The organism is Actinopolymorpha alba DSM 45243 (assembly GCF_000373925.1).
In the GTDB taxonomy this organism is placed as follows: domain Bacteria; phylum Actinomycetota; class Actinomycetes; order Propionibacteriales; family Actinopolymorphaceae; genus Actinopolymorpha; species Actinopolymorpha alba.
In genome coordinates this window covers 1-19,222 of the sequence record NZ_KB892823.1, presented here as the reverse complement: position 1 = coordinate 19,222, position 19,222 = coordinate 1, and the positions used below count along the sequence as shown (strand labels likewise).

General features: G+C 68.6%; 17 protein-coding genes. 9 read left to right on the top strand and 8 right to left on the bottom strand.

Features of this window, described 5'->3' with window-relative positions; translation table 11 throughout:
- Positions 1-158 precede the first annotated feature (158 nt).
- Positions 159-2,438 (bottom strand): immune inhibitor A domain-containing protein, encoded by a 2,280-nt coding sequence (locus tag B141_RS0136925; protein ID WP_020580195.1) that lies wholly within the window; start codon positions 2,436-2,438, stop codon positions 159-161.
- Positions 2,439-2,774: 336 nt separating this feature from the next.
- Here B141_RS0136925 and B141_RS0136920 point away from each other — a divergent pair, with 336 nt between their 5' ends.
- Positions 2,775-3,710 (top strand): aldo/keto reductase, encoded by a 936-nt coding sequence (locus B141_RS0136920; protein ID WP_026257921.1) that lies wholly within the window; start codon positions 2,775-2,777, stop codon positions 3,708-3,710.
- A gap of 424 nt (positions 3,711-4,134) precedes the next feature.
- Here B141_RS0136920 and B141_RS44885 read toward each other — a convergent pair whose 3' ends face one another.
- Both B141_RS44885 and B141_RS0136910 read right to left on the bottom strand, forming a co-directional pair.
- Positions 4,135-5,034: a YqeB family protein gene (locus tag B141_RS44885; protein WP_020580193.1), complete on the bottom strand. Its 900-nt coding sequence runs from the start codon at positions 5,032-5,034 to the stop codon at positions 4,135-4,137.
- Positions 5,031-6,431, bottom strand: a complete 1,401-nt coding sequence (locus B141_RS0136910; RefSeq protein ID WP_020580192.1) for a DUF418 domain-containing protein — start codon at positions 6,429-6,431, stop codon at positions 5,031-5,033. Before B141_RS0136910 ends, B141_RS44885 begins: the two co-directional genes overlap by 4 nt.
- Positions 6,432-6,623: 192 nt before the next feature.
- Here B141_RS0136910 and B141_RS0136905 point away from each other — a divergent pair, with 192 nt between their 5' ends.
- Both B141_RS0136905 and B141_RS0136900 read left to right on the top strand, forming a co-directional pair.
- Positions 6,624-7,772, top strand: a complete 1,149-nt coding sequence (locus tag B141_RS0136905) for a sensor histidine kinase (protein WP_020580191.1) — start codon at positions 6,624-6,626, stop codon at positions 7,770-7,772.
- Positions 7,769-8,446 (top strand): response regulator, encoded by a 678-nt coding sequence (locus B141_RS0136900; protein ID WP_026257919.1) that lies wholly within the window; start codon positions 7,769-7,771, stop codon positions 8,444-8,446. Before B141_RS0136905 ends, B141_RS0136900 begins: the two co-directional genes overlap by 4 nt.
- A 48-nt stretch (positions 8,447-8,494) precedes the next feature.
- Here the strand turns inward: B141_RS0136900 and B141_RS44880 are convergent, their stop codons facing one another.
- The gene (locus B141_RS44880) at positions 8,495-9,073 is read right to left on the bottom strand and encodes an SbtR family transcriptional regulator (protein WP_020580189.1); all 579 of its coding nucleotides are present in this window, start codon (positions 9,071-9,073) and stop codon (positions 8,495-8,497) included.
- Between B141_RS44880 and B141_RS0136890 the strand changes: the two genes are divergently transcribed.
- Positions 9,059-9,733 carry an SDR family NAD(P)-dependent oxidoreductase gene (locus B141_RS0136890; RefSeq protein ID WP_237742907.1) on the top strand — a complete coding sequence of 225 codons (675 nt, stop codon included), beginning with the start codon at positions 9,059-9,061 and terminating at the stop codon, positions 9,731-9,733. The two genes, B141_RS44880 and B141_RS0136890, sit on opposite strands and share 15 nt — an antisense overlap.
- 75 nt (positions 9,734-9,808) lie before the next feature.
- Here the strand turns inward: B141_RS0136890 and B141_RS51115 are convergent, their stop codons facing one another.
- Positions 9,809-10,123, bottom strand: coding sequence for a hypothetical protein (locus tag B141_RS51115; protein ID WP_026257917.1), 315 nt, complete (start codon positions 10,121-10,123; stop codon positions 9,809-9,811).
- A gap of 197 nt (positions 10,124-10,320) precedes the next feature.
- On the opposite strand from B141_RS51115, the gene B141_RS52495 reads away from it, so the two are divergent.
- The 3 genes from B141_RS52495 (at position 10,321) to B141_RS0136870 (ending at position 12,415) form a co-directional block, all read left to right on the top strand.
- Positions 10,321-10,614 (top strand): hypothetical protein, encoded by a 294-nt coding sequence (locus tag B141_RS52495; protein WP_202806054.1) that lies wholly within the window; start codon positions 10,321-10,323, stop codon positions 10,612-10,614.
- A gap of 303 nt (positions 10,615-10,917) precedes the next feature.
- Positions 10,918-12,090, top strand: a complete 1,173-nt coding sequence (moeZ, locus tag B141_RS0136875) for an adenylyltransferase/sulfurtransferase MoeZ (RefSeq protein WP_020580186.1) — start codon at positions 10,918-10,920, stop codon at positions 12,088-12,090.
- Between the two features lie 16 nt (positions 12,091-12,106).
- Complete coding sequence (locus tag B141_RS0136870; protein ID WP_020580185.1) at positions 12,107-12,415, top strand: MGMT family protein; 309 nt, start codon at positions 12,107-12,109, stop codon at positions 12,413-12,415.
- A gap of 87 nt (positions 12,416-12,502) precedes the next feature.
- Here the strand turns inward: B141_RS0136870 and B141_RS0136865 are convergent, their stop codons facing one another.
- Positions 12,503-15,412: a WD40 repeat domain-containing protein gene (locus B141_RS0136865; RefSeq protein ID WP_020580184.1), complete on the bottom strand. Its 2,910-nt coding sequence runs from the start codon at positions 15,410-15,412 to the stop codon at positions 12,503-12,505.
- A 208-nt stretch (positions 15,413-15,620) separates the two neighbouring features.
- On the bottom strand, positions 15,621-16,115 hold the full coding sequence (locus tag B141_RS0136860) for a GbsR/MarR family transcriptional regulator (protein ID WP_020580183.1): 495 nt from the start codon (positions 16,113-16,115) through the stop codon (positions 15,621-15,623).
- 122 nt (positions 16,116-16,237) lie between these two features.
- On the opposite strand from B141_RS0136860, the gene B141_RS0136855 reads away from it, so the two are divergent.
- Positions 16,238-17,155: an ABC transporter ATP-binding protein gene (locus tag B141_RS0136855; RefSeq protein ID WP_020580182.1), complete on the top strand. Its 918-nt coding sequence runs from the start codon at positions 16,238-16,240 to the stop codon at positions 17,153-17,155.
- Complete coding sequence (locus B141_RS0136850; protein WP_020580181.1) at positions 17,152-18,756, top strand: ABC transporter permease; 1,605 nt, start codon at positions 17,152-17,154, stop codon at positions 18,754-18,756. The genes B141_RS0136855 and B141_RS0136850 overlap by 4 nt, the downstream gene beginning before the upstream one ends.
- Before the next feature lie 223 nt (positions 18,757-18,979).
- Here the strand turns inward: B141_RS0136850 and B141_RS44870 are convergent.
- The coding region (locus tag B141_RS44870) for an HNH endonuclease signature motif containing protein (RefSeq protein WP_040423323.1) at positions 18,980-19,222 on the bottom strand (243 nt) is incomplete at its 5' end.

Here is a 19,222-nt window from a genome sequence, read left to right as displayed (position 1 = left end):
GCTTCGCATGGTGTCGATGCCGTGTGAGGCAGGCAATGACCACGTAAACGTGATCATTTGGGGCTCGGCGTGGGGGAAACTCGGGTCGCTTCCGGATGTGCTGAGGGCCACCCTGATCAAAACAGCTCGGATCAGGGTGGCCCTCATCTCATTGCCTGCTAGCGGGCCGGCTGGACGACGACCGTCAACTGCCGCTTGTCAGCGGACTGCTTCGTCACGCCGATCTTGACGCCGTACCCCGCCACCTTGACGCTGTTGTTCGGGTTCGCGGCGTTCCAGTAGGCGTTCGGCTTGGAGTCGTCGAAGACGGGGATCGCCTTCTGTGCGGGCACGTCGGCCATGATGACCTGGACCTGCTTACCCTTCCGGGCCTCGCGGCTGAGCGTGATCGCGTCGGTCCGCTCCAGGCCGAAGGTCGCGTCGAACGCGTGCGCCCGCAGGTTGGCCAGCGTGCCGTTGTCGTAGCGGATCACACCTGGCCGGGCGTCGACCGGCAGGATCAGGCCCTCACCGGGGTGCCGGGAGGTGTTGTTGTTCTCCTGCTTCTCGTTCCAGTACGTAACCAGCAGGCCGTTCTGGTAGGGGTAGTGCTGCACCCAGTCAGGCTTGGTGATCGGCCGGTTGAAGTTGTACGGCCCCGTCTGGAGGGTGCTGTCGTACCCGACGTACTGCCGGTTCTCGGCGAGGTAGTAGGTGCCTTTGTACTCCATGCTCGTGCCGCCGAACCTCGTCCAGCCGCTGGTGGTCCAGCCGTTCGTGCCGCCCTCCACGTCGTCGAAGAAGATCGACGCGCCGTCGGCGGCGACCCCGATGTCGTCGAGCATCGGCCCGGCGAGGTGGAGCCCGCCGTCAGTGGCGTACCTGAAGCGGAAGACGATCTTCTGGCCGGCGTACGCCGACAGGTCGTAGCTCAGGTCGGTCCACTTGCCGCCGGAGGAGCCGGTGAGCGGCGTGCCGATCGAGGTCCAGCGGACCCCGCCGTCGGTGGAGACCTCCGCGTGGAGGAAGTCGTAGCCCTCCTCGATGTCGTACCACACCTTGCTCGTGAGCGCGGCGCTCGTCTTGCCGGTGAGGTCGATAGTGCGCTTCAGCATCGTGTTGAGGCCGTCGGCGCTGCCGCCCCACCATTCGTACGCACCGGAGTACGGCGTGTTGTACTCCGTGACGACCTGCTCCTTGGGCAGCGGCACCACGAGGGCCTGCGGGTTGGCGGTCGACTCCGCCGCCGGGCCGAGGACGGTCGTGGACCTCCGGTCGGGCGAGACCACCTCGTAGTCGAGCCAGCCAAGCTGCAGCTTCTCCCAGGCGCCCATGAAGCCGGGTGTGGTGCCGATGCTGTCGTCGCCATGGCCGAGCCACGAACCCGACGACATCAGCGTCCAGAAGCCGGTGCCGTTCTCGCCGCCGGCGGTGTCGTAGAGGTCGGGGAGTCCGAGGTCGTGGCCGTACTCGTGGGCGAAGACACCGAGTCCGCCGTTCTCCGGCTCGGTGGTGTAGTCGCCGACCCACAGGCCCGTGTCGCCGATCGGGACGCCGCCGCGCGGGTTGACGTCCGGGCCGCCCTTGGCGTCGGGGAAGGCGTACCACCGGTGCGACCAGATCGCGTCGGCGCCCTGCGCGCCGCCGCCCGCCTCCTCGCCCTCACCGGCGTGGACGGCCTGGAAGTGGTCGATGTAGCCGTCCGGCTCGTCGAAGTTGCCGTCGCCGTCGTAGTCGTACCTGTCCCAGGTGTCGAACTGCGCGAGGTACGCCTTGATCTGCTCGGTGGTCTTGCCCTGGGCCTTCTGGTCGGCGTACCAGGCCTCCGTCGTGTCCTTGACGTAGTTCCAGTAGCCGTCGTCGTCGGCGATGTTGTTGCTGCCGTACCTCGCCTCGTTGAACGGCACCGTCACCCACTCGCTCACGTCCCCGGCGACGGTGTAGCGGCCCTGGGACTGCGCGCGGTAGAAGGTCGACATCGACTCGCCGTCCTGGCCGAAGAAGAGGTCGAGGTAATGCTGGCGGTCGAAGTTGTCGGTCCAGTACGTCGTGTTGTCGCGCTGCCGGTTGGGCTCGGCGATCTGGTTGCGGACCGGGCCGGGTGCGCCGCCGGTGCGGGGGTCGGTCTGGTCACCGAACTCCGTGAGAATGGTGAAGATCTTGTCGGTCTTCTCCATGCTGAGCTGGGCGAACTCGTTCTTGCCGACGCGTACGACGTCGGACTTGCCACGGCGCTCGACCTTGGCCTCGCCGCGCAGCACCTTCTCCAGAGCGGCCTTACGGGTTTCCCGCAACTTGTCGCCGTGTCGGTTGGGGAGGTCGTCTGGCGCGTGGGTCCGGGCCGGGGGGACGTCGCCCGCGGGCGGTGCTGCCGATGCGGGGATCCCGGCCGCGGTGGCGGCCAGGGCGGCAATGGCCGCTACCGTGACCGCGGTCGCGGTGGCTTTGCGAAGTCTCACTGCGCTCCTTCTTCCGGGTGGTACGCGCCGGGGTGTCCGGCGGTAGGCCGCTGCTCGACGGCGAGCCGGCGTCCCCGTCTGCTCCGGGCCACCTGTGGGCTCAGTCAGCCGCCGGCTCGGTCACGAAAAGGTGATCCACAAGGTGGCACAAGATGTCGCAGATGTCCCACGTTTCGAATGAATCCTCCGTTAAGGCCCGTCCCAAGCGTTGGCGGTGGCCGCACTCCCTCGCCGGACTGCTCGCAGGCTCCCTTGACGTCTCGGCGAGTGAGTGCGGCCACCGCCGGCGCGATCCTGGCCGGCTGACGCGTTCCTGGGCGCCGTAGGCTCGGGCTTATGCGCTATCGATCACTGGGACAGTCCGGCCTGCGGGTCTCTGTGGTAGGCCTTGGCTGCAACAACTTCGGCGGCCGATTGGACCTCGCGCGTACCCGCGAGGTCGTCGACGCCGCCCTCGACGCTGGGATCACGTTCTTCGACACCGCCGACATCTACGGCGGGCAGGGTGGATCGGAGGAACTCCTCGGCGAGGTACTCAGCGGCCGGCGTGACAAGGTCGTGCTGGCGACGAAGTTCGCCGGCGACATGGGCTACGGCCCGGCGGCGGGCGCGTCTGGTGGCCGCGCGTACATCCGGCGGGCAATCGAGGCGTCGTTGCGCCGGCTCCGTACCGACTACATCGACCTCTACCAGATCCACTTCCCCGACCCGCTGACACCGATCGGCGAGACCCTCGCGGCGCTCGACGAGCTCGTCAAGGAAGGGAAGGTCCGCTACGTCGGGCACTCGAACTTCGCCGGCTGGCAGATCGCCGAGGCGGCCCACCTCGCTCGCGAACTCGGCACGACGCCGTTCGTCTCGGCCCAGAACCACTGGTCGCTGCTCGAACGCGCCGCCGAGGAGGAGGTCCTCCCGGCCGCCCAGCATTACGGCGTTGGTGTCCTGCCGTACTTCCCGCTGGCGAACGGCCTGCTCACCGGCAAGGTACGCCGCGGCCAACCGATCCCGGCGAACTCCCGGCTGGCTGGCCGGGAAGGGTACGTCACGGAGGAGAAGCTCGACCGGGTCGAGGCGCTCATCGCCTGGGCTGAGAAGCACAGCAGGTCGATCCTCGAGATCGCGATCGGCGCGCTCGCGGCGCAGCCGGGCTGTGGTTCGGTGATCGCGGGTGCCACCTCGGCGGAGCAGGTCAAGGCGAACGCCGCCGCGGCCGAGTGGGAGCCGACGCCGGAAGAACTCGCCGAGATCGACGCGCTCGTCCCGCGGTCCTAAGAACCGCGCGCGGGGGCTTACGGGCGGGTTCTCCGCGTGGAGGCGGCCTACGTCGCCATGGCGGTGGTGGGTTCACCAGGTGCAGGAGCCTGGTGAACCCACCGGCAGCTTCGTGATGGACAGTCCGCCCTCGCCCCTCGAGCCGTCCACATTTTGGATGGCTTACCGGACGGCTGGCGCCGGTTCATGATCAACTTGTAGAAATCGCCCACGATTCGCGCGAATGGTGGGCGATTTCTGCAAGTTGATCATGGTCTGCCCTGAAGGCCGCTCACTATGCGAGATCGGCCACCGGCGTCACCCGGACTCTGCAGAGGAGTCTCCGTAAAGAAGCCGACACGCCTCGGGAATATGCCCCGCCTCGCACTGGAGAAGGTGTACACACTGGCAGACGCCACGCGCGGCACGCCCGACCTGCTGTGGGTCACGCTTCCGGAGGGACCGCTGGGCGGGTACGCCGCCAGAACTGCCGCTTCTTGTCGTCCCGCACCACCAGGCCGAGCCGGATGAGTTCGGTACGCAGCTGGGCGATGTCGTCCTTGTCGCCCTTCTCCAGCGCACGGGCTCGGGCCCTGAACAACGCCTCGGCGCCGGCCGGCAGGCCAGGTGTGTCTTCCACCCACCGTTGATAGTCGTTCTTGTACGGATCGCCGTCGGCACGCCACGGATATCCGTGCGCCCGGAAGGCTTCCGCGAGCCGGCTGGCGTCCGGCATGTCCCCGCCCTGTCGGGCGAGTTCCTCGGTCGCGTGGCCGAGCAGCACGAGGTGCTTGTCGTCGACGAACACCACCCCGACGTCCGAGCGCCGCGCAGTCTGCGTGGACTGCCCGCGGGTGATGGTGACGGCGGCGTCGTCGACCGAGACCGTGGCGTACTCGAGCCTGGCGATATAGGCGACCACCAGACCCGCGACGATCCCGAGGCCGAGGCCCCCGAACGCGGCCGGCCCCTCCGGAAGGGATGCGATCAGCTCGATGGGGCCCCTGCGGGGGATCCACTGAAAGGATGCCGCCCACTCCGCGATGGATCGGAGGAACCAGCCGAGACCCGCGCCGAGCAGGGGAAACCCGCCCCACACCAGGGCCCGCTCCAGCGCCGGCTGCCCGACCACGGTTTCGGCGGACGCGGGCTCAGGCGAACGCGCCGACTCGGCCGAACGTACTGACTCGGTCGAACGCGCCGACTCGGCCGAACGTACTGACTCGGTCGAACGCGCCGACTCGGCCGAACGTACTGGCTCGGTCGAACGCACTGACTCGGTCGAACGCAGACGGTCGTCCGACCGCGCGGGGTGCTCCGACCGCAGAGGTTCATCCGATGTCACGTGTCACTCCCCGCTGATGCGCCACTTCCCGCTGATGCGCCGCTTCCGGCCGACGCGCCCGCGCCATCCTCGCGGGTCGAGGCGGCAGTTCGTTTCGTCACGTCTGCGGGAGCAGGGTACGCGGCCCCCGTTCGGGTCGCCCGGCCGTACACCTGGCGCCGGAGCACGACCTCGGCCGGTCCGCTGCGGCCCCGGCGTTCCAGGACGTACGCGCCCGCGACGGTCAGCAGCCAGATGCCGACCGCGAACGCCGCCATGCTCGCGCTGCTCATGGCCGCGCCGAGGCCGAGCCCCCACGCCGCCAGCAGCGGCGAGAAGAGCAGCGCGTGGGTGAGGTACGCCGACAGCGACCGCTTGCCGGTCGCGGCAAGCGCGACGATGGCGGGGCTTCGGCTGGCCCGGGCCGACAGGTGGTGCGCGAGCAGGCCGAACACCGCGACGTACCCCAGACCAGCGGCGATTCCGGTGCCCTGCTGGAGCGGCTGGAGCGGGCCGGTTTCGGAGCCGGCGACCGCCGGGACGTCCCATAGCCCCAGGTGTGTGAGCGCCGCCGGAAGTCCGCCAAGCCAGCCGATCGTGATCCCGAGGACCGCGGTCCACCGCAGGGAGCTCAGGTGGCGGTGGGGTTCCTCGAGGATCCGCCGTCGCGCGGCCCAGAACCCGAGCAGCATCATCGCGTACCCCGGGAACGACAGGAGTCCGCCGCCCAGCGTGACGAACAACCAGGTCGCGAGGCGCGTCCCAGCCGCGGCCAGCGGGTTCTCCTCACCGGAGGCGTAGTAGACCGTCGTGGCTTCGGACGGGGTGCCGAGCCCGTCGAACTGCCAGGTGATCAGGGCCCAGAGGCCAGACGCCATGCTCATCACGACGAGGGCCACGGCCACACCGGTCCACACCAGGAGCGTGCGAGAGCGCCGCCGGAGAAAGAAGAAGCCGAGCAGCAGGCTCATCACGCCGTACGCGCCGAGGATGTCGCCGGCCATGAGGAGCGCGGCGTGCACGAACCCGAAGACGACCAGCCACAGGCTGCGCCTGCGTAGGAGCGCCACCGCCGCCCGCTCGGATGTCCCGGCCGCGGTCTGGCGCAGGAAGACCTGCATCATCCCGTAGCCGAACAGAAACGCGAACAACGGATAGGCCCGCAGGTCGAGCGTGACGATCATCAGGAACTGCACGGCGCGGTCGAGCGCGTTCCCCTCGACCGGGTGCCATCCGGACGGACCGTGCTTCGCCGCCCACAGATAGAACGCGGTGTTGGACGAGACGATCAGCAGCAGCATGAAGCCGCGGGCGAGATCAGGGGCGAGCGCGCGTTCGCTCAGCTGGACCGCACCGCGCGCGAGCGGATGCCGCGTGGCGGGCGCGCCGATGTCTTGCGCCTGGAGGGATCTACGCACTGCTCGAACGGTAGGACCGGGACGACGCCGCCACCATCGGTCATCGAGGCAGAGCGGGTCGACCAAGGTGCCCGACCGTGCGGGGTTCGTCAGCCGAAAGTACCGCGCCGGCGGAACCTTGGTCGCTGATCGGAGGCGGCGGCCCGGACAACAGGGCGTGGGACGGTAGCTTCGTCGATCGTGGAGGCTTCGGTGAGCACGCCGACCAGCTCGCGCACCCGGCGCGACTGGTTCGTCGACGCCTGCGTGTTCCTGTCCGCGCTGGTGATGGGTCTCTTCATGTACCTGGACCGCCTCGATGACCCGACCGTGCCGGGTTGGCTGCTCGTGGTCGACCAGATCACCGGCGCCCTGGGGTGCGTGGCGCTGTGGTGGCGCCGCCGGTGGCCGGTCGCGCTCTCCCTGGCGTTCATCCCCGTCTCGGCGTACTCCGAACTCGTGGCCGGCGCGCAGGCGGCGGCGCTCTTCACCGTCGCGATCTACCGACCGGTCAGGGTGACCCTCGCGATCGGGTTGCTGAGCCTGGTCAGCGTGCCGGTGTACACGCTCGTGCGTCCCGACCCCGGCGTACCCCCCTTCTTCGTGGTACTTCTCGGGCTGGTCGTCACCATCGCGGTGGTTGGCTGGGGTCTCTTCATCCGCCACCGTCGGCAGCTGGTGCTGTCCCTGCGGGAACGCGCCGTGCGCGCCGAGACCGAGGCTCGCCTGCGCGCCGAGCACGCGCAGCACCTGGCCCGGGAGGAGATCGCCCGCGAGATGCACGACGTTCTCGGGCATCGGCTGTCCTTGCTGAGCGTCCACGCCGGGGCGCTGGAGTACCGCCCCGACGCGCCGGCTGAGGAGATCGCGCGCGCGGCGAAGGTGATCCGGGAGAGCGCGCATCAGGCGCTCCAGGACCTGCGTGAGGTCATCGGTGTCCTGCGGGCGCCGGTCGGCGAGCTTCCCCAACCCACCCTCGCGGACGTGCATGACCTCGTCACCGAATCCGTACGTGCCGGAACGCCGGTGACGCTGGACGTCGCCCGGGCGGACGGCGTTCCCGCCAACGCGGGGCGTACCGCCTATCGGATCGTCCAGGAGGGATTGACGAACGCCCGCAAGCATGCGGTCGGAGCCGAGGTCGCCGTGGCGGTGCGAGGGGCCCCCGGGGAGGGGGTGACCGTGGAGATCCGTAACGCTGCCCCCGTGACGATGACGGATCGTGCCACCACACCCCACGGGTCAGGGCAGGGACTCATCGGTCTGGCCGAACGCGTCTCGCTGTCCGGCGGGCGCCTCGAGCACCACCCCACCACCGACGGCGGCTTCGTCCTGTCGGCCTGGCTACCGTGGCCGGCATGACCGGATCGCAGACCATGGCCGTCCGAGTTCTCATCGTCGACGACGATCCGCTTCTGCGTGCCGGCCTGGCGATGATGCTGGGCGGCGCCGACGACATCGCGGTGGTGGGGGAGGCCGGCGACGGCACCGAGGTCCTGCCACTGGTGGAGCAGCAGGTGCCCGACGTCGTCCTCATGGACATCCGCATGCCGGCGATGGACGGCCTCGCGGCGACCGAGGTCCTGCGCGCGCGGCCTGATGCGCCGGAGGTGCTCATCCTGACCACCTTCGACGCCGATGACCACGTACTGCGCGCCCTGCGGGCGGGTGCGGCCGGCTTCGTACTCAAGGACACGCCGCCGGCCGAGATCGTCGAGGCGGTACGCCGGGTGGCACAGGGGCATCCGGTGCTGTCCTCCGCGGTGACCCGCCGGCTCATCGCCCGGGTAGCCGATCCGGAGGACGAGCGGCGGCGGACCCGGGCCCGAAGCCGGCTGGCCCAGCTCAACGACCGTGAACGCGAGATCGCCGTCGCCGTCGGCCAGGGCCGATCCAACGCCGAGATCGGTGCGGCCCTCCACCTCAGCGTCTCCACGGTCAAGACGCACGTGTCGCGCATCCTCGCCAAGCTCGACCTCAACAACCGGGTCCAGATCGCACTGCTCGCCCACGACGCCGGGCTCCTCGACGAGTAGCTGCTCCCCGTCGAGGTCCGAGAGCGGCCGGGCGCCCGCGTGCCTGGGTCAGGTGCGGTTGGCGGGTCTCCGCATGGCCTCCGCGACCTGCTTCGGCGTCAGGGGTGGGACCTTGATCGGATGTGCGGCGTCCGCCCGAAGTCCGTCCAGAAAGAACGCCAGGCAGCGCTGCCAGGCCTGCGGTGCCACCGTCATCGATCCCCGGATCACCTGCGACATCGCCCAGACCAGGGTCGCGAGGTCCTGCGGATCGAAGTCTTCGCGCAGCTGCCCACTCTTCTTGGCTCGGGTGATGATCTGGTCCGCCTGCTGGAAGCCGCGATGACAGGCGTCGTTGAGCTGGGTGGCCGCGGGGAACCGCTGGGCCAGTGCGTCGTTGAGCCCGAGATCCTCAGCCTGTAACGCGAAGAGCCCTTCGAGGAATCCGACGAACCCGTCCCACGCGTCAGGCTCGGCCAGCGCCGCTTCCGTGATCCGGTCAAGGGCAGTCAGTCGCTCGGGAAAGATCGCGTCGAAGAACGCCTCCCGGCTTTTCGTACGCAGGAAGGCGCCGCCATGTCCACATCGACTTCCAAGACAGCCGTCGTCATCGGGGTTGGCCCGGGGCTCGGCATGTCCATCGCGCATCGCTTCGGCCGCGAGGGCTACGCCGTGGCGCTGGTGTCCCGCAGTGACACCCGGCATGCCGGCTACCTCGCTTCGCTCGCCGAGGCGGGCGCAGAGGCGAGCGCATTCGTCGCCGACGTCCGCGACCGTGAGCGCCTGCTCGCGGTCCTGGGCGACATCACCGAGCGGCACGGAGGTATTGACCTCGTCTACTACGGACCGGGCGTCATGGATCTGGACGCCCGGCCGCGGTCGATCACCGAGACTGACGCGGCGGGCGTCCAGGAGGCGATGAGCTGGGTCTACCCGGCCATCGACGTGGTCGGCCACGTGCTGCCCGGCATGACCGAACGCGGTGGTGGCGGGTTCCTGTTCGCTGGCGGCCTCAGCGCCGTTCTGCCGATGCCCGCCCTCGGCGGACTGGCGATCTCCTCGGCGGCCCTGCGCAACTACGCCCTGACCCTGCACGCGGCGCTGGCTGATCAGGGGATGTACGCCGGCGCCCTGATCATCGGTGGGCTCGTCGAGCGCGGCGACATCTACCAGCTGGTGAAGTCCCAGCCGGCGGCGTTCGGCGACGCCGGAGACCGCACCCTCAACCCCGACGACCTCGCCGACGCCGCCTGGGAGCTGTACTCCAAGCGCGACCGCGCGGAAGCCACGTTCAGCGCGTTCGGCTGACGCCGGGGCCGCGATCCGTCAGCTGGCGGCCGCGGTGGGTTCACAACGCTTTGAGCAGCATCGGGAGGGACCTGGTCAGCTCGTCTTTCCAGTACGCCGGGCTGTGGGTGCCGCGGGTGAAGTGCGTGGTGACGGGTACCCCGGCCTGCTTGAGCTGTACGCCACCGCGCGCGACTCGTCGCCCATGATCGCCTCGGTCAGCGAGATCACCTCGGGCGGGTAGAGCTCGCTGAGGTGCTCCAGGCCCGGGATCACCTCGTCGGGTTCGACGTCTGGCGGGTCGAGCGGGCCCTTGGTGCCGTCCCCGGCGGAGATGTAGACGGGGATGCCCTTGAGGTTGTCGGCGAGATAGTAGGGATCGTTCGCGGCCCAGATGTGGCGCTGCTTCACCGGGTCGCCCCAGATCCGCTTCGCTGTAGAAGCCGAAGAACGGCATGTTCGGCATCACGACGAGGGTGTCTCGCAGCCTGGGGTTGTCCTGCACGTGGTAGTCCCGGGTGAAGGTCAGGTGGTCGCCGTCACCGCCGGCCAGGAGGTACAACACCGGCCAACGCTGGCCGGGCCGCCGCCGGTCCCAGCCATCGGGCGTGAGCAGGCGGACCTCGCCCTTCCCGCCCAGCGCGGGCGACTGGATCGTCAGGTCCACCAGTCGCCGGCCGACCCGCTTCTCCTCGACCACCGTCGCCTTTTCCCTGGCCACCGTCGCCGCCCGGGTTCCCCGCTGGGGCACCTCCGCCTCCGCCTCCGTCTTTGCGATCGCGGGTGCCACCGAGCCGGCGCCCGCCAGGACCGCTGCCGACATCGCCGTGGTCATCAGGGTCCGCCGGCGGATCGTGTGCGGTGTTCGCGACATTCGTTCCTCCCTGTCGTGTCTGCTCTGATGCGTTCCATCGTCATCCGCGGCAGGTGTCGGCTGAATCCGGAAAGTCCCTTGAAGGGTCCGTAGTACGCCGGGGCCACAGGAGAGGCGCCGGTGTCATACCCAGGTACGGCGCGACCAGGGACGTGTGAGGAGTGCGAGCTCGACCTCGCGGCACTCCAGAAGGCGGACGCCGGAGAGTGACCGGGCCGGCGCCGTTCCCGCACTGACCCTGCCCGTCCGTGGGCGGGGCCGGTGCGGGAACATGAGGGCCTCACCGCTGGTTGGTGCCAGAGAGGATCCCGACCACCCGAGGAGATTCGCCGTGTCCGTGCCGCCGATTGTCGAGCCAGCTCCCGATCTCAGCGTTGATGAGGTACGCCGTTACTCGCGGCACATCATCATTCCCGAGGTCGGGATGGACGGCCAGAAGCGCCTGAAGAACGCCAAGGTCCTCGTCATCGGGGCCGGTGGGCTCGGTAGCCCCGCGTTGCTCTACCTCGCCGCGGCCGGCGTCGGCACGCTCGGCATCGTCGACTTCGACGTCGTGGACGAGTCCAACCTCCAGCGCCAGGTCATCCACGGCCAAAGCGACGTCGGCAAGCCGAAGGCGATCTCCGCCAAGGAGTCGATCGCGGAGATCAACCCCTACGTCAAGGTCAACCTGCACGAGGAGCGGCTCGACTCCTCCAACGCGCTGACGATCTTCGCCGACTACGACCTGATCCTCGACGGCACCGACAACTTCGCGACGCGTTACCTCGTCAACGACGCCGCCGTCATCCTCGGCAAGCCCTACGTCTGGGGCTCGATCTTCCGCTTCGAGGGCCAGGTCAGCGTGTTCTGGGCCGAGCACGGTCCGCACTACCGCGACCTCTACCCCGAGCCCCCGCCGCCCGGCATGGTTCCGTCCTGCGCCGAGGGTGGTGTGCTCGGTGTCCTGTGCGCCTCGATCGGCTCGGTGATGGTCAACGAGGCGATCAAGCTGATCACCGGCATCGGCGATCCCCTCATCGGCCGGCTGCTGATCTTCGACGCGCTGGAGATGAGCTGGCGTGAGCTGAAGGTCAACAAGGACCCCGACACCGCGCCCGTCACCGAACTCATCGACTATGAGGCGTTCTGCGGTGTGATCTCAGACGAAGCGGCGGAGGCTGTGGTGGATTCGACGATTGACGTACGCACGCTGAAGGACTGGCTCGACGCCCGGGAGCGAGGCGAGCGCGACTTCGTGCTGGTCGACGTTCGGGAGCGCAACGAGTACGAAATCGTCAGCATCCCCGGCTCGGTGCTGATCCCCAAGGGCGAGTTCCTGACGGGTGAGGCGTTCGAGAAGCTGCCCAAGGACAAGCAGGTCGTGCTGCACTGCAAGGTCGGCGGTCGCTCGGCCGAGGCGCTGGCCGCCGCGAAGGGTGCCGGCTTCGGTGACGCGGTGCACGTGGCCGGCGGAGTGCTCGCCTGGGTCAACCAGATTGAGCCCGACAAGCCGTCGTACTGAGATCCCGCACCCGCCGATGCCCTCGGAGGAGTACGTCGAGCGGGTCCTCTCCGTTGTGGAGCGCATCCCGCCCGGATCGGTGATGGCGTACGGCGACATCGCCGAGTACCTCGGCTTCGGCGGGCCGCGCCAGGTCGGCTGGGTGATGTCGCACTACGGCGGGGGAGTGCCGTGGTGGCGCGTGGTGCGCGCAGACGGGCGTCCCGCGGACTGCCATGCGGGCGAGGCGATCCGCCGGTTGCGTTCGGAAGGTACGCCGTTTCGCGAGCCGGCAGGCGATCGCATCGACATGTCGCGCGCCCGGTGGGACTGCCAACCTGACTGAGCCTCGAGGGGTCCGCGACGTTTGACTGACGCCGATCGCGTTCGGCCACCCCGACTGGAGTGGCCGAATGCGATCGGCGTTCGGTCGTCACCAGGGTTCGACGTCAGCTCTCGTAGCGGCGATCCACAGCGAACGGAACGCGGATTTCGCGCGACCGTTGAAATCGTCGTCAGGCAGCGCCGGTATCAGGCTCAGAACCGCGCTGAGGTGATTGCACATGGCGGCCTGTTGGATGAGGAGTTCGGTCGGGTGTTCCCGCTTGGCCCGCGGAGTTTTCTGGAGTGTTGCGTACTCGTCGGTGAGGCCGGCGACATCCGCCTCCGTCGGCCTGGACGCGCGGCCCAGTGCTGCGTTCCTCTCCGCTTTCTCGAGGAGTTCTTCCCACGCGTACCTGTCGCCGTAGATCTGTGCCCATTCGCGAACCAGGTCCGGACGCCCGAGGCTGGTGAACACCTCGACCGCTTCCCAACCGTCGAACCACCCCTCCTCCAGGTGCCCTAGTGGTTCTTCCTCGCCGTCGTTCCAGGTGACGTACTCCATTCCCGACTTCGTCCTGAGTGGCAGGATCTCCCGCACGAGGTCGTCCCGGCCGCTGCGCACCAGGTAAGCCAGGAGAGGAGCGCTGTAGAAGGTCGACGGTGTTGTGGTCACTTCTCGCCAAACAGCACGGGCCTCGTCGACGCGGCCGCACTCGACCAGCGCCCACGCGACCGCCAGACGGTTTTCGCCCTCATTGGTCTCGGGCTCGATTCCGGCACGTGCACGGTCGAACCACACGTCGGCACGAGCGGTATCGCCGAGTGCCGCGCAGGCACCACCGACCGACGACGCGCCCAACGCGATGTTGTAGTCGTCCAGCACCTCTTTGACGTCGGCATCGGTGAGGGTGAAGATCTCGCGCGCCTCAGCGGTTCGTCCGGCCATTGCGAGGATCATCGCGACATCGGCCGTACCCCGAAGCCGCTCGCTCTCGGTCGGGATCGCGTCCAGCAGCTCCGTGGCACCCGGCACCTCGCCACGGCGCGCCCGCAGCCGAGCAGCATGACGAAGGTTCTCGCTGACGTGGGTGTCCCATCCCTCGTGGAGCGGGAGGACGGATTCGAGCGCGACCTGAAAGAGGTCGTCCAGGGTGGCCGGGTTGGGCGGCGGCCACGCCTCGGCGGCGGGTGGCGGCCCGGTCCGACCACGAAACTCTTCGAGATACTCGTCCAGCGGTGAGCCGAGGCGTTCTGCGGCCGCGAGGGCATCGGGAACGACGTCGAGTCCGCCCCAGCGGATCGGCCAGGCGAAGCGTCGATCGACGGTCCAGGCGAGGAGCGCGTCGAGGTCGTCTCGCCGATCCTCAGGAGCGATGACCAATCCTTGGCCGAACGCAGCCGCCCAGGTCTCGTCATCGAGCACGAATGTCGGATCCCCGAACCCATCCGCCCGCAGATCCTCGCCGACATCCTCGCCGTCGAGTTCCAACGGCCGCGGCCCGGATGGTTCCCGCAGGAACGTGAAGTCCCCGAGAACCTCACCGTCGCTGGCCCGGACAAACCGAAGCGTGTTGTTGACTTCCTCGATCGGCACGTGCATACCCACCGCGACCACTACGTCGTCCGCGCCCCACAGCAGGCCGAAGACGCCCTCCGGAGCGTCGAAGGTCCGCAGCCACTTCGGTTTGTCAGCGAGCGACCAGATCTCGATACCGTCATAGGTGAGACAGGCGGCCCGCTCGCCATCCGGCGCCCACGCCCAAGGAGTGGCATCCCACAGGTTCCAATCACCGCTGTCCATCACCATCACGTCGACGTCGTAGCGATGTCTGCCATCGTCGTAGATGGCCACGCCACTTCTCGACGTTTTCGACCGTCCCCAACGACGGAACCATTTCCTGCCGTGTTCGTCGTCGTCAGCCGAGAGCGCGACGGCCAACCTCGCGACATTTCCGCGAGCACCCCACGAAAGGCCGAGTGCCCCGGGACAGTCAGGCAACTCGGCAACTGGCCGTCCGGTCTCGGCGTCGGAAATCACCACCTGGCCGCCGAGCACGGTGGCGAACAGACGCTCGTCCCGGCTCCACACCGGGGCCTCCGCCTTGTCCCCGACTTTGGTGATCCAGGAGACCTGCCGGCTCACGACATCGATCGAGCACGCCCAGCCGGCCCGGCCGTATCCGTAAATCCGAGCCCCGTCGCGGGACCAGAAAACTCGATCGAAGGAGACCTTCGTGTCCCCGAGGATGTCCTTGACCGCCTCGGGGAGAGGCCTGTCCAACCACTGCGGGACCTGTTCCTCGTGATACGAGTTGTAGTAGAAGCTTCCTTCAGAAAGCGGGGCGATACAGCCCAGCACGTCATATGGCGACCACGTCGCTATGTAGGCGTGCGTCCCCTCTGGCGCGACCGCGAACTCGGGCGGACGGGAATTTCCATCGGTGACGTCAGCGGTGCCGATCGGCTCGACATCCTCCCCGAACGGATTCCACAATCCCACGATGTTGGTGTTGAACGCCACGGCGAGCCGGTCGCCATTGGCCGACCATTGAATCGTCCGCGCATAATTCGGCCAGCCGATGCCACCGTGGATACCGTCGAGAACGTTGACGCATCGCCCCGTGGCCAACTCCCAAACCTGCAGCGCACCGCCACGCTCATAGTCGTCACCGCACCAGGAGCCAACCGCGAGGTAACGGCCGCATGGACTCAGTGCCAGAGCATCGATCTCGACCGGATGGCTGTGAGGGTGGCGGAGTACCGCACCAGCCTTCTCGATCTGTCCGGTTGCGAACCAGTGAGCGTCCGTCACACCATGTGTCTGTTCGAGCTCGGTAAGTGAGGTGCGAAGTCTGGAAAGGTCGCGGGAGGGTGTGAACGTCGACCAATCCGCGTTCTGCAGCGTCGTCAGGTACGCCTCGGGGCCAGCAGCCGGGACAGGGAGCTCCACGAACTCGGCCCCGCCGGGGCGTTGGGAATGGCCTTCATCGTTGGAATGGTCATCGTTGATCTTTTCCACCGCGGAAGAATACCCATCCGTACGGAATGACCTGTCTTGGGTGGAATTGTTGACCGGTGGCGGGTGCCTGCTTCACACGGCGGGTGCGTGCTTCACGCGGCGGGTACCTGCTTCGCGCGGCGGGTACCTGCTTCACACGGTGTCGGCACCATGCGAGGCCCGAAATGACCACGTAAACGTGATCATTTCGGGGCGTCGTGGCGGTCGCTCAGGATGCCTCGCCCGTGCGGGCCCTCGTCGCCCGCCACTTGTCGAGCAGCTGAACCACCTCTTTGTTGACGAAGAGGAAGTAGTCGCGCATCTCGCCCATCCGCTGGCCGCCCGGGCTGTCAGTGCCGCCGAGCGCCTTGACGGCGTCGTCGGCCAGGTCGGCGAAACCCTTGTACAACCCGGTCTTGGTGAGGCTGCTCTCGTACCACACGTCGTCGGGCAGGCGGTAGCGGTCACGGCGCGAGCCGGGGACGGGTTCGCGGACGATGATCCCGAGGTGCGTCAGGTAGCGCACGGCGCCCGAGATCGCGGCCGCGCTCACGCCGAGCCGTTCGGACAGCTCGCCGGCCGTCAGGGAGTCCTCGTCGGCGGCCATCAGTGTCAGGAGGACCCGCGCCGGCATGCGGGGGAAGCCCCAGGTCGCGAAGGTCATCGCCATGTGCTCGACGACCCGGCGTACCTCCTCGTCGTCGCGACGGGCCAGGGTGCTCATGTCTGTGTCTCCTCCTCATTGGCGTCCTCCGACCCCCGACGGATGACGTCTTAACGCTTTCTTGATGCTTAACACATTCAGTTAGATTCACAAAGTTGTGAAAACACATTAGCGTCTGTCGCGTGGAAAACATCATCGTTGCGGCGGCTCTCACCAAGAGCTTCGGCCCGACACAGGCCCTGGACGGACTTGACCTGACCGTCCGGGCCGGCGAAGTACATGGCTTCCTGGGGCCCAACGGCGCTGGGAAGTCGACCACGATCCGGATCCTGCTCGGCCTGTTGCAAGCCGACGCGGGCCATGTCGAGATGCTCGGCGGCGATCCCTGGCGGGACGCGACCACGCTCCACCGCCGGCTCGCGTACGTACCCGGTGACGTCACCCTCTGGCCCAACCTGTCAGGAGGGGAGGTCATCGACCTGCTCGGCCGGCTCCGTGGCGGCCTCGATCCGAAGCGCAAGGCGGACCTGCTCGAGCGCTTCGACCTCGACCCGAGGAAGAAGGGCCGGACCTACTCCAAGGGCAACCGGCAGAAGGTCGCCCTCGTTGCGGCGCTGTCGTCCGACGTGGAGTTGCTCCTGCTGGACGAGCCCACCTCCGGCCTCGACCCGCTGATGGAGGAGGTCTTCACCACCTGCATTGAGGAGGAACGCCAGCGGGGCCGGACCGTCCTGCTGTCGAGTCACATCCTCGCCGAGGTGGAGCGGCTGTGCGACCGGGTGACGATCATCCGGAACGGCGCCTCCGTGGAGACGGGTACGCTCGCCGAGCTGCGCCACCTCACGCGTACCTCCATCAGCGCTGAACTGGCCAGCCCACCGAACGGCCTCGCCCAGCTCGGCGGCGTTCACGACCTGCGCGTCGACGGCACCCGGGTGAGGTTCGAGGTGGACTCCAACCAGCTCGGCCCGGTGCTGCGGCAGCTCACCACCCTGGGCGTACGCAGCCTGACCAGCCAACCGCCGACCCTGGAGGAGCTCTTCCTCCGCCACTACCAGGACGAACTCACCGGCTCCCAGCCGCAGGGGGCGTCCCGATGAACGCACTCGTGGGCACCGGCGGGTTGATCCGGCTGATCCTGCGACGGGACCGGTTCATCCTGCCGGCCTGGATCGTCCTGCTGGCGGTCATCCCGGTGTCGTACGTCTCCGGCATCGAGGAGCTCTATCCGACGGCGGCGGGGCGGGCGCAGTACGCCGCCACAAGCGGCACCAACCCCACCTTCCTTGCGCTCTACGGCCCGCTCCACTCCACCAGCGTGGGTGGCCTGGTCGCCCAGCGGGCCGGCTTCCTTCCCCTGATCGTGGGCCTGATCGCCCTGCTCACCGTCATCCGCCACACCCGCGGTGAGGAGGAGGCGGGACGGCGCGAGCTGCTGGGCTCGACGGTCGTGGGCCGGCACGCTGGCTTGGCCGCGGCGCTCATCGTGACGATGACCGCCACGCTGGTCCTCGGGCTGTTGAGTGGGCTGGTCCTGACGAGCGGAGGCCTGCCGGCATCCGGTGCGTTCACGCTCACCCTCAGCTGGACCTTCGCCGGATGGGTGTTCGCCGCGGTCGCCGGCGTCGCCGCCCAGCTGACCGAGGGGGCCGGTGCGGCACGAGGTATCGCGCTCGGCGTTCTCGGTCTGGCGTTCGTGCTGCGGGTCGCCGGTGACGTGGGTGGTACCGGAAACGAGCTGTCCTGGCTGTCGTGGCTGTCCCCGATCGGGTGGGCGCACGGGATCCAGGCGTTCGGGGGCGAACGCTGGTGGGTGCTCGTCCTCAGCGCCGCCCTCGCCGCGGTCCTGATCGCCGTCGCCACCGCCGTGTCCGCGCGCCGCGACGTCGGCGCCGGCATCCTGGCCGCGCGGCTCGGCCCGGCGGACGCCGCACCGGGCCTTCGCAGCCCATTTGCCCTGGCCTGGCGGCTGCACCGTGGCCTGCTCATGAGCTGGACTGCCGGGTTCGTGGCGCTCGGGCTGATCTTCGGGGGTGTCGCCGACGGCGTAGGCGACATGGTCGAGGACAACCCTCAGCTGCAGGAGATCTTCGCCCGGATGGGCGGGCGGGGTGGGCTCATCGACCTCTACCTCGCCGGGATCATGGGCATCCTCGGCCTGATCGCGTCGGCGTACGCGATCCAGGCGGCGCTGCGCCTGCGCTCGGAGGAAGCGAACCTGCGGGCCGAACCCCTCCTCGCCACCGCGGTCGGTCGGCTGCGGTGGGCGGGTAGCCACCTGGTGTTCTCGGTCCTCGGACCGGTGGTGGCGCTGCTAGCTGCCGGTGCGACGGCTGGTTTGGTGCACGGCCTGAACGCCGGCGACGTGGGTGAGCAGCTGCCGCGCGCGCTGGGGGCTGCGCTCGTACAGCTACCCGCCGTCTGGGTCCTGACCGGGATCGCCGTCGCGTTGTTCGGCTTGCTGCCCCGCGTTGCGGCGGCGAGCTGGGGGGCGTTCGCGCTGTTCCTGTTCCTCGGCCAGGTCGGTGCGGTGCTCGGGTTGGACCAGTGGATGCTGGACGTCTCGCCGTTCACGCACATTCCGAAGGTGCCTGGTGGGGCGGTCACGGCGGAGCCGCTGCTGTGGTTGCTGGCGGTCACGCTCGTCCTCATGCTCGCCGGGTTGGTCGGCTTCCGCCGCCGCGACGCCGCGGTCGGCTGAGCGGCTGAGCGGCCGGGTGGCTGAGCGGGCCGAGTGGCTGAGCGGCTGAGGTCTTGGGTCGGGGCACCCTTGTACGGCTCTCGTGGCCGAGGGTGCCCCGACCCAAACCGAGCTCGCACCCCTTTCGGTGCCCGCGCCGTAATGCAGGCCCGCACCCCATTCGATGGGCGGTGTGGTTCCGGGCACCGTTTTGGCGCGGTGGCGCGCTGCTGCTCCTGGTCTGTCAGGTTCGGAGTCGGTTGTTGCGGATGGGGTTGCGGTTGGGGTCGATCCATTCGGGTGGGGTGAATTCGGGTGCGCCGTCGGCGGCTATCTGGATTTGCCAGGTGTCTTGGTGGATGAGGCGGTGGTGGTAGCCGCAGAGCAGTGCCCCGTTGGCGAGGGTGGTGGGTCCGCCGTTGAGCCAGGAACGAATGTGGTGGCCGTGGCACCAGGCGGGTGGGCGGTCGCAGCCGGGGAACGCGCA

Excerpts from the sequence above, each read along its gene's own strand:
- B141_RS0136920 (WP_026257921.1), top strand. The coding sequence starts at position 2,775 with ATGCGCTATCGATCACTGGGACAGTCCGGCCTGCGGGTCTCTGTGGTA.
- B141_RS0136900 (WP_026257919.1), top strand. The coding sequence starts at position 7,769 with ATGACCGGATCGCAGACCATGGCCGTCCGAGTTCTCATCGTCGACGAC.
- B141_RS0136890 (WP_237742907.1), top strand. The coding sequence starts at position 9,059 with ATGTCCATCGCGCATCGCTTCGGCCGCGAGGGCTACGCCGTGGCGCTG.
- B141_RS44880 (WP_020580189.1), bottom strand. The coding sequence starts at position 9,073 with ATGCGCGATGGACATGCCGAGCCCCGGGCCAACCCCGATGACGACGGC.
- B141_RS0136870 (WP_020580185.1), top strand. The coding sequence starts at position 12,107 with ATGCCCTCGGAGGAGTACGTCGAGCGGGTCCTCTCCGTTGTGGAGCGC.
- B141_RS0136860 (WP_020580183.1), bottom strand. The coding sequence starts at position 16,115 with ATGAGCACCCTGGCCCGTCGCGACGACGAGGAGGTACGCCGGGTCGTC.
- B141_RS0136850 (WP_020580181.1), top strand. The coding sequence starts at position 17,152 with ATGAACGCACTCGTGGGCACCGGCGGGTTGATCCGGCTGATCCTGCGA.